Source organism: Kitasatospora sp. NPDC057500, from assembly GCF_042802195.1.
In the GTDB taxonomy this organism is placed as follows: Bacteria; Actinomycetota; Actinomycetes; order Streptomycetales; family Streptomycetaceae; genus Kitasatospora.
Window position 1 is genome coordinate 1 of record NZ_JBHVER010000274.1, and the last position, 8,842, is coordinate 8,842.

Annotated in this window: 7 protein-coding genes; all 7 read right to left on the reverse strand. The window is 74.9% G+C overall.

Features of this window, described 5'->3' with window-relative positions; genetic code table 11:
- Positions 1 to 302: 302 nt before the first annotated feature.
- The 7 genes from ACFU74_RS34010 to ACFU74_RS34040 all read right to left on the reverse strand — a co-directional run bounded on the left by ACFU74_RS34010 (position 303) and on the right by ACFU74_RS34040 (position 8,580).
- A complete protein-coding gene (locus tag ACFU74_RS34010) occupies positions 303 to 2,081 on the reverse strand; it encodes a hypothetical protein (protein WP_380763883.1) in 1,779 nt (592 codons plus the stop codon).
- A gap of 197 nt (positions 2,082 to 2,278) precedes the next feature.
- A complete protein-coding gene (locus ACFU74_RS34015; protein ID WP_380763885.1) occupies positions 2,279 to 2,593 on the reverse strand; it encodes a cupin domain-containing protein in 315 nt (104 codons plus the stop codon).
- Positions 2,594 to 2,753: 160 nt separating this feature from the next.
- Positions 2,754 to 3,410 carry a YigZ family protein gene (locus ACFU74_RS34020; protein ID WP_380763887.1) on the reverse strand — a complete coding sequence of 219 codons (657 nt, stop codon included), beginning with the start codon at positions 3,408 to 3,410 and terminating at the stop codon, positions 2,754 to 2,756.
- Between the two features lie 125 nt (positions 3,411 to 3,535).
- Positions 3,536 to 4,828 (reverse strand): DUF6986 family protein, encoded by a 1,293-nt coding sequence (locus ACFU74_RS34025; RefSeq protein WP_380763889.1) that lies wholly within the window; start codon positions 4,826 to 4,828, stop codon positions 3,536 to 3,538.
- A gap of 43 nt (positions 4,829 to 4,871) precedes the next feature.
- The gene (locus ACFU74_RS34030; RefSeq protein WP_380763891.1) at positions 4,872 to 6,371 is read right to left on the reverse strand and encodes a DUF2637 domain-containing protein; all 1,500 of its coding nucleotides are present in this window, start codon (positions 6,369 to 6,371) and stop codon (positions 4,872 to 4,874) included.
- A gap of 179 nt (positions 6,372 to 6,550) precedes the next feature.
- Positions 6,551 to 7,216 carry a LuxR C-terminal-related transcriptional regulator gene (locus ACFU74_RS34035; RefSeq protein ID WP_380763893.1) on the reverse strand — a complete coding sequence of 222 codons (666 nt, stop codon included), beginning with the start codon at positions 7,214 to 7,216 and terminating at the stop codon, positions 6,551 to 6,553.
- Entirely contained in the window at positions 7,168 to 8,580 is a 1,413-nt protein-coding gene (locus ACFU74_RS34040; protein ID WP_380763895.1) for a sensor histidine kinase, read from the reverse strand. Before ACFU74_RS34040 ends, ACFU74_RS34035 begins: the two co-directional genes overlap by 49 nt.
- Positions 8,581 to 8,842 lie beyond the last annotated feature (262 nt).

The window sequence follows — 8,842 nt, forward strand, 5'->3', positions numbered from 1 at the left end:
GCCCGGCGGAACGTCGGGTGACGGGCCGTCCGGGGAGCCGTCCGGGCCGCCCGGGGGCCTGACGGACGGGCTGTCGTCCTCCGGCTCGACCCCGAGGTCACGGAAGACCGAGGCGAGGAAGCCCGGCTGGGGGGCCGTGACAGCACCGTCGGACTGGCCGTCTGCTGAGTACTGCATCGGTGGTCGTTCCCCCATGCTCGTCCGGGCCTGCCCGGGGGCGGTCGGCGACCCGTCGGCCACCCCGGGGCCCGCCCCCTTCCGGACATTGTCCACCGAACGGGCGCACCGGTCAGCCAAGCCTCTCAGTTGGTGCGGGTGTTGGTCAGGTGCAGCCCGATGTAGCCGACATAGATCCGGCCACTGCCCGAACAGTCGTCGAGGTAGTGCAGCCGGGGCGCGGTGCGACCGCCGCCGATCCGCAGGTGCGCCCCCATGAACGCGCGCCGGGAGGCGTCCACGCACTCCGGAACCGGGAGCATCCGTTCTCGTTTCCACTTGGCGTGGCTGTGCACCGTCCGGGACTCGCCGCGCACCGCCTTGCGGGGCGGGAAGCGGTGGCAGCCGGCCGGGGTGCGCTCGCACCACTGCTTGAAGTCGCCGCCCGCCTGGCCGCGCACGGCGGCCTCGGCGTACTCCTGGAGCGCGGTGAGGCCGTCCCAGGTGAGCCGGGCCCAGCCGCCGCCGGCGCAGCGCAGTTCGTCGAGGGCGAGTGCGGCCTTCTGGTCGCCGGTGAAGGTGAGCAGCGGGAATTCGCCGAGCCGCTCCATCAGCTCGGTGAAGGTGAGCGGGACTCCGCCGCGGCCGCCGGGCGGTCCGGCGCGCCGCCGCCCGGGCCTGTGGGTGGGCGCGGCCGGCGCGGTGAGCGCTCCCGCGCCGCCCGGCGCGGCGCAGAGCCGGCCGACGGAGACCCGCCCCTGGCCGGGGCCGGCCGCCCGTCCGGTGGTGGTTCCGCCCGGCAGCGCCTTGGGCTTCGGCCGCTCGTGGCGGCGTTCACGGCGGCCCTCGTGCCGGGCCGGGCGTGCGACCCGCTCGTGTTCCTCGCACCCGGGGGCGGGTCCGGGGGGCACGGTTTCCGGGGCGGACCGGGGCACCCGCAGGGCGGGGACCGCCTCCAGCACCGGCGGCAGCGGCCGTTCGGCGGCGAGCCTGCGCGGTTCGCGGGCCAGCAGGGCGGCCGCGCGGCGCGGGTCCTCCTCGATCCGGTTCCGCGCCAGCACCGGGTGCCGGCGACCGTCCCGCCGGGAGGCCGGGTCGACCTCGGGCAGGTAGGTGCGCACCGCGCCGCCGTAGACGGCGTGGTACTCGAGGGCGACGTTGAACCTGGTCCGGGCGTCGGCGTCGAGGACGTACAGGCCGGCGAGGCCGGGCAGCTGATCGCAGAGCGGTCCGACGACGTCCGCGAGCCACTGGCCGACGCCGTGGCCGGCCGGGACGCTGGCCACCACGGTGGGCATCCGGCGGTCCGGGTCGCAGAGTTCGTCGACGAGCCGGTCGACCCCGGCCGCGGTGAGCACCCGGGGCGCGGCCGGTACGGCGGCCGGGCCGTCGGCGGCGTCCAGCAGGGGCAGCAGGGCGCGGACCACCTCGGGCACCGGCACCCGGCCGGGGGTGCGCACACCGCTGCCGGTGGTGTGGGTCGCGGCCTCCAGCCGGAGCCAGGTCGGGCCCGTGGGCCCGGTCGCCACGGTGAGGGTGAGCCGGTCGGTGCCGTGCGGGGCCGGGGTGGCGATCCGCCGGCGGTCGTAGCGGCCGCCGGGCGGCAGGCCGTCGAGCATGCCATCGAGCAGGCCGTCGAGCTGTCCGAGCGGTCCGCCGTCGCGGTCCAGCAGGACGCGCTCGCCGAGCCGGAGCCGTTCGGCGGCGGGCGCACCCGGGCCGGCGGGGCCGGTGGGTTCGAGGGGCGGGGGTTCCTCGCGCCATTCCCGCTTCAGCCAGGCGGCGAGGCACTGGTCGGCCAGGGCGAGGGCGTCGGTGTGCGGGAGGGCGGTGGTGACGGTCATCCGGTAGGGCGTCGCTGGGCCGCCGGGGCCGGAGGGGCCGGCCTGGGCGGGAAACGACGACGAGGAGCGTTCCGAGGTCATGCACATACCTCCGGGTTCGGTGGTGGGGTCCCGTGTCCTCCATCGATGGGTCATTGGTCCGGTTCGCCGGACCTGTGCCCAGGAAACGCCATGGCCCGGAGCGGAAGTTCCAACTCCGGGCCACGTCACTACATTCGGGTGAATCTGCTCAAGCCGTCCGGCGCGGACGACGAGGATCTGCTGGGGCTGCGACCGGATCAGTCGGCGCGGTGTCCGGCGCCGCTGCGGCTCCATCCGGGCACCGGCACGGGCACCGCGAGCGGGCGGCCCGCCGGTGCCTCGTAGCGGGCGACCAGGACCACCGGGACGGTCCCGTGGTTGCGGCCGACGTGGACGTGCACCGGCCCGGCGTGCTCCACCAGGCTGTCACCGGCGTGGCTGACCTCCACCCGGCCGTCGTGCAGGGTCCGGGTCAGCGTGCCGGCGAGCACCACGACGTCGACCCGGCCCGGGTGGTAGTGCCAGCCGGTGCTGTCCCCCGGGCCCAGGGTGATGGTCCGGACGACGGGCATCGCGGTGTCGGCTCCCTGCTCGGCGGAATCCGACCAGGCTAGGCAGGGCGCCCCGGCCCCGAAACCGGGCAGCCGGAAACCGGCCGAAAAGCTGTCCGGAACCGGCACACCCGCGCGGCTCCGCCCACCGGACGGTCCGCCGCCCGTGCCGGGCGACCGCTCAGACCGGCACCTCGACGTACGTGCGGCCCGCCGCCACCGCGGCCGCCGTCCCGCCGGTCGCCTCGGCCAGCCAGGTGCGGAACGCCGCGACCTCCGGTTCCGGCACCCCGACCTCGATCCGCACCCCGGTCGCCTCGTAGGCCAGGTCGCTCACGGTGAACCCGGCCGCCCGCAGGTCGTTCTCCACCCGCCCGGCCCGGGTGTGGTCCGCCGTCACCGCGAGCAGGGCGACCGGCCGCCGCTCCAGCAGCCCGACCTCGTCCAGTGCCTCCGACACCGCGCTCCCGTACGCCCGCACCAGACCGCCCGCGCCCAGCTTGATCCCGCCGAAGTACCGGGTCACCACCGCGACCGTGTCGGTGACGCCGCGTCGGCGCAGCACCTCCAGCATCGGCACGCCCGCCGTCCCGCCGGGCTCGCCGTCGTCGCTGGAGCGTTCGCGGCGCTGCTCGTCGCCGACCACGAAGGCGGTGCAGTTGTGCCGGGCGTCCCAGTACTGCTTGCGGATGCCCGCGATGAACGCCTGGGCCTCCTCCTCGTCGGCGACCCGGGCGAGGTGGCAGATGAACCGGGACTTCTTGATCTCCAGCTCGTGCGTGCCCGCGCTCCGGATGGTCAGGTACGGCCTGGGGGTCGGCCCCGGTGTGGCGGACATGGCGCGGCGGTTCTCCCGGACGGCGACGAGGGGCGGGCGGCGCGGCGCACGCCGGGCGACGACTCGCCCGGGGACCGCTCCGCCAGCCTAACCCCCGGCCGGTCGCGGACCGGCCGCGATCGCGTTCAGCGGCGGCCGGCGAGCTCCTCCAGCGCTGCGCGGTCCAGGCCGGTCGCCTCGCCGACCTCGGCGGGGTCCACCGCCCCGCAGTCCAGCCCGCGCAACAGGTAGCCGCTCAGCGCCCTGGCCGTCGCCGGCTCGTCCAGGACGGCCCCGCCCGCCCCCGCCGCGTAGGCGGACAGCCGGGCGGCGGCCGGGGCGAGGCCCTCCCGGTAGAAGGAGTAGACCGCGGCGTACCGGGTCGGCAGGTGCGCCGGGTGCATGTCCCAGCCCTGGTAGTAGGCGCGCGCGAGCGAGCGGCGGACCAGGGCGTGGTGGAGCCTCCAGGCGGCGTGCACCTCGGCGGTGGTCCCGGCCGGGACCGCATTGGTGGAGCCGTCCGAGAGCCGGACCCCGGTCCCGGCGGCGGCCACCTGCATCACCGCCTTGGCGTGGTCGGCGACCGGGTGGTCCATGCTCTGCCGGTCGGCGGCGACCCCGCACGCCGCGCTGTAGTCGAAGGTGCCGTAGTGCAGGCCGGTGGCGCGCCCCTCGGCCGCCTCGATCATCCGGGCGACGGTGGCCCGCCCGTCCGGGCCGAGGATCGCCTGGGTGGTCTCGATCTGGATCTCGAAGCGGAGCCGGCCGACCGGCATCCCGGCGGTGCGCTCGAAGTCCTCCAGCAGCCGGACCAGCGCGGTGACCTGCTCCGCGTAGGTCACCTTCGGCAGGGTGAGCACCAGCCCGTCGGGCGGTCCACCGTGGGCCAGCAGGGTGGCGAGGAAGAGTTCCAGGGTGCGGATGCCGCGGTCCCGGACGGCCGCCTCCAGGCACTTGACCCGGATGCCGACGTACGGCGGGGCGCCACCGTCGGCGACCGCGGCGGCGACCAGTCCGGCCGCCCGGACGGCGTCCGCGTCCTCCTCGGCATCGGACCGCCGGCCGTAGCCGTCCTCGAAGTCGATCCGCAGGTCCTCCACCGGCTCGCGCTCCAGCTTGGCCCGCACCCGGCGGTGCACCTCGGCGAGCAGCGCGTCGTCCGGCACACCGAGCGCGCGGGCCAGCTCGGCCGGGGTCCCGGCATGGGTGTCGAAGGCCTCCAGTGCCCGCCGGCCCCAGGTCCGGACGGTGTCGGCGGCGAAGGCACCGGCCGGCACGTAGACGGTGTGGACCGGCTGACGGCCACCCCGGTCGCCCGGGTAGCGGCGGGCCAGCTCGGCGTCGACCGGCGCCAGCAGCGCGTCCACGGCGGCCCTGGCGACGGCGGAGAAACCCGCTCCACCCGCCGGCCCGGCCCCACCCGTCCCGGTCTGCGCCATCCACCACTCCTCAGGCAAGCATCCGCGCGGTCGCCCGCGCCGGTCAGTCCCTCCCGGAAGCCGCGTAGCGGTCCTGCAGCTCGGGGATGAGTCGATCGACGTCCTTCGGGTGCACCGACCCGTCCGAACGGCTGCCGCTCACGCCGAACTCCCGGGTCAGCCAGTCCGCGAGCCGCTCCGCATTGGGCTGCTGCCCCTCGTGGCTGTCGAGGTAGCTGACCAGCCCCCGGTACGCCAGCTCCGGGTCCAGCCGGTGCGGCCCCGGCCGCAGCGGGCGCTCGACCGCCACCGCCTCCTCCGGGAACTCCCGCAGTTCGTCGGAGTCCAGCTCCGGCGGGAACTCCTCCTCGGGGTACTCGGCGTACGACGGCGCCTCTTCCGCTCCGTCGACACCGTGCGCGACGACGGCCGGATGCGCCTCCTGCGGTTCCTCCGCACCTGTCGGGCGCGGAGGCTTGAACCACGGAGAGGCCTGACCCGGTACGCGGCCGCCCGGCACGGCGTCGTTCGAGTGCCCGGTCGTCCGCACGGCACGCTCGGTCCAGACGTTCAGTTCGTCCCTCGGCTGCGGCGGGACCGCCTCCTCGCCCTCGGGCTCCTGCGCGGCCCGGAGCCGGACCTGGGCGAGCTTGGCGAGCATCGGCGCCGCGACCTCCGCGGGCAGCGGCTCCGGACTGGCCGGCACCTGCTCGGCCTCGGGCTGGGCCTGCTCCTCCTGCCCGCCCGGCTCCTCCGGTTCGGCCGGCCCGAGGGCCGCCGCCGCGCGGCTCTCCGCCAGCGCCCGGGCCTCCTGGGCGGCCAGCGCCTCCGCACGGGCCACCGCCTCGGCCTCCCGGGCCTCCTTCACCTCGCGCGCCGCCTGCGACTCCTCGTCCATCCGGTCGAAGACCGCCGGATCCAGCGGCACGCCGTACTTGGCCAGCTTCAACGGCAGCAGCGCCTGGATCGGCGCCGTACGGCGCCAGCCCCGCCCGTACCGGAAGCGCAACTGCGCCCGGTAGACCAGCCGGTTCTGCTCCAGTCGGACGACCTCGTCGTACGAGCGGAGCTCCCACAGCTTCATCCGCCGCCAGAGCCGGAAGGTCGGCACCGGGGACAGCACCCAGCGCATCATCCGGACCGACTCCATGTGCCGGTCCGCCGTGATCGCCGCGATCCGGCCGACCGCGTGCCGCGAGGCCTCGACCACCACGACGAACAGCAGCGGGATGACCGCGTGCATGCCCATCCCGAGCGGGTCGCCCCAGGAGGCCGCGGCGTTGAAGGCGATCGTCGCGACGGTCAGCAGCCAGGCGGTCTGCCGCAGCAGCGGGAAGGGTATGCGAAGCCAGGTCAGCACCAGGTCCAGCGCGAGCAGCACCACGATGCCCGCGTCCACGCCGATCGGGAAGGCGTAGGAGAAGGCGCCGAAACCCTTCTCCTCGGCCAGCTCCTTGACCGCGTTGTACGAGCCGGCGAAGCCGATCCCCGAGATGACACAGGCCCCGGCCGCGACCAGGCCGAGCAGGACCCGGTGGGCCTTGGTGAGCGATGGGCGTGCCATAACGTCTATCAACCCCTGGATGTCGCTGCGGCCGTACGCTGCCCCGGCTGCCGGTTCCCGCGAGTCGGGGCGCCGGACGGCCGAGGCACCTCCGGGCTCGGCCCACCGGAGTTTACTCGTACGCCTGTACCTGCGTTCTCGCAGCCCGGGCCGTCACACCACCGCCGACGGGCGGCCGGTCAGACGGTCCGCCCGGCCGTGCCGTTGAGGTACGCGAGCACGGCCATCACCCGGCGGTTCGCGTCCTCCGCCGGGGCCAGTTCGAGCTTGGTGAAGATGTTGGCGATGTGCTTGGCCACCGCGCCGTCGCTCACCGTCAGCCGGCCGGCGATCGCCGAGTTCGAGCAGCCCTCCGCCATCAGCTCCAGCACCTCCCGCTCACGGGGCGACAGCCGCTGCAAGGGGCCGGGACGGCGGGAGGTGGTCTGCATCAGCTTGGCGATGACGTCCGGGTCCATCGCGGTCCCGCCAGCCGCCACCCGGCGGACCGCGTCGATGAACTGGTCGGCGGCGAAGACCCGGTCCTTCAGCAGGTAACCGATCCCGCCCGTGCCGTCGGCCAGCAACTCCCGCGCGTAGAGCTGCTGGACGTGCTGCGACAGCACCAGCACCGGCAGGCCGGGGATCTCCCGGCGCGCCTTCAGCGCCGCCTGCAGACCCTCGTCGGTGAGCGTCGGCGGCAGCCGGACGTCGACCACCGCCACGTCCGGACGGTGCGTCAGCAGTGCGTCCAACAACTCCGGGCCGGTCTCGACCGCGGCGGCGATCGTGAAGCCGTGCGCTTCCAGCAGGCGGATCAGACCTTCTCGAAGGAGGTAGAGGTCCTCTGCGAGGACAACTCGCACGGCAGCTCCAGGGTGATGGTGGTCGGACCGCCCGACGTACTGTCGATGGCGAGGACACCGTCGAAGGTACCCAATCGGCGTTCGATCCCGCGCAGCCCGGTCCCCCGGGCGGGATCCGCCACGCCGACCCCGTCGTCCGTCACCGTGACCCGCAGCCGGCCCGCCCGGTAGAGGATGTCCACCCAGACCTGTTCGGCACCCGAGTGCTTGGCCGCGTTGGCCAGCAGCTCGCAGACGCTGAAGTACGCCGTGGCCTCAACCGGTGCCGGGAGCCGGTCCGGCAGGCTCACGAAGACCTCGGTCGGCAGCGCGCCGTCCAACGCCAGCGCCCGCACCGCGTCGCCCAGCCCCCGCTCGGCCAGCACCGGCGGGTGGATGCCGCGGACCAGGTCGCGCAGCTCCTGGAGCGCCCGCGCCGAGGACTGCCGGGCCTCGGAGAGCAGCTCGCGCGCCGCCGCCGGGTCGGTCTCCATGAGGTGCTCAATGGTGCCCAGCGTCATCCCGATCGCGACCAGCCGCGCCTGCGCCCCGTCGTGCAGGTCCCGCTCGATCCGCCGCAGCTCCGCCGCCTGGCTGCCGACCGCGTCGGCACGGGTCTCGGTGAGCTCGGCGACCCGCCGGGTCAGCTGGGCGTGCGTGGCCCGGCCGTCCTGGTCCAGCACCCGCCTGGCCACCTCCGCGTACGCCCGCACCGCGTACGGCGCCAGCAGCACGCCCAGCGCCATCAGCCCGAGCCCCAGCAGGACGGAGAACAGCGCCGTCACGGCGCCCGTGGAGGTCGGCCCGTAGGACTCGTAGCTCAGCACCGCCACGACGAGGTACGTCACCCCGCCGGCCAGCAGCCCCGCGACCATCGCCCCGAGCGCGACCACGAGCAGCGGGCCGATCACCAGCCACAGCATCTCGGACCTGGTCGCCCGGTCCCGCGCCGCCCAGTGCAGCAGCTGCGCGAGCCGGGCGACGTTGTGGGAGCGGTGGTAGGAGTAGCCCGTCCACCAGTGACCGCGCTCGTCCATCTCCAGGGCCGGCCGCGGACTGTACGAGACCGGCACCCGGCTCCCGTACCAGTTGGCGAGCCGCTCCCGCGTCCGACGGGCGAAGGGGCGCACGAACACCCCGGCCAGCGTCAGACCCGCCACCACACCGGCGAACAGGGCGAACAGCGCTGCCGGGTAGTAGGCCTCCAACATCCACGCGACGGTGGCGCCGGCGAACAGCGCACCGACGACCGGCACCACCACGGCCGGAATCGCGCCCAGCACCAGCAGCAGCAACCGGACCAGCCCGACGCCCCCCGCCACGAACGCCGCCTCGGTCCGGACGCGCACGCCACCGCCCCCGCTGATCCGACTCTCCGTTGCCACGAGCGCTCCTGTTGCCGATGCCGATGATGATGCCGATGCCGCAGGCCGGCTCCGATCCTCCTGGCTCAGTTTTCCCCGCACACCCGCCCGCGCGCACTGGCCGTCCCACCCGACTTTGAGGTGGTGCTAGGTCCACCCCTGCCGGTCTGATGCCGCCGCCGGACCCTGGAAATGCGAAAAGCCCCTGCCGGTATCCCCGGCAGGGGCTTTTCAGAAGAATTGTTCGGCGGCGTCCTACTCTCCCACAGGGTCCCCCCTGCAG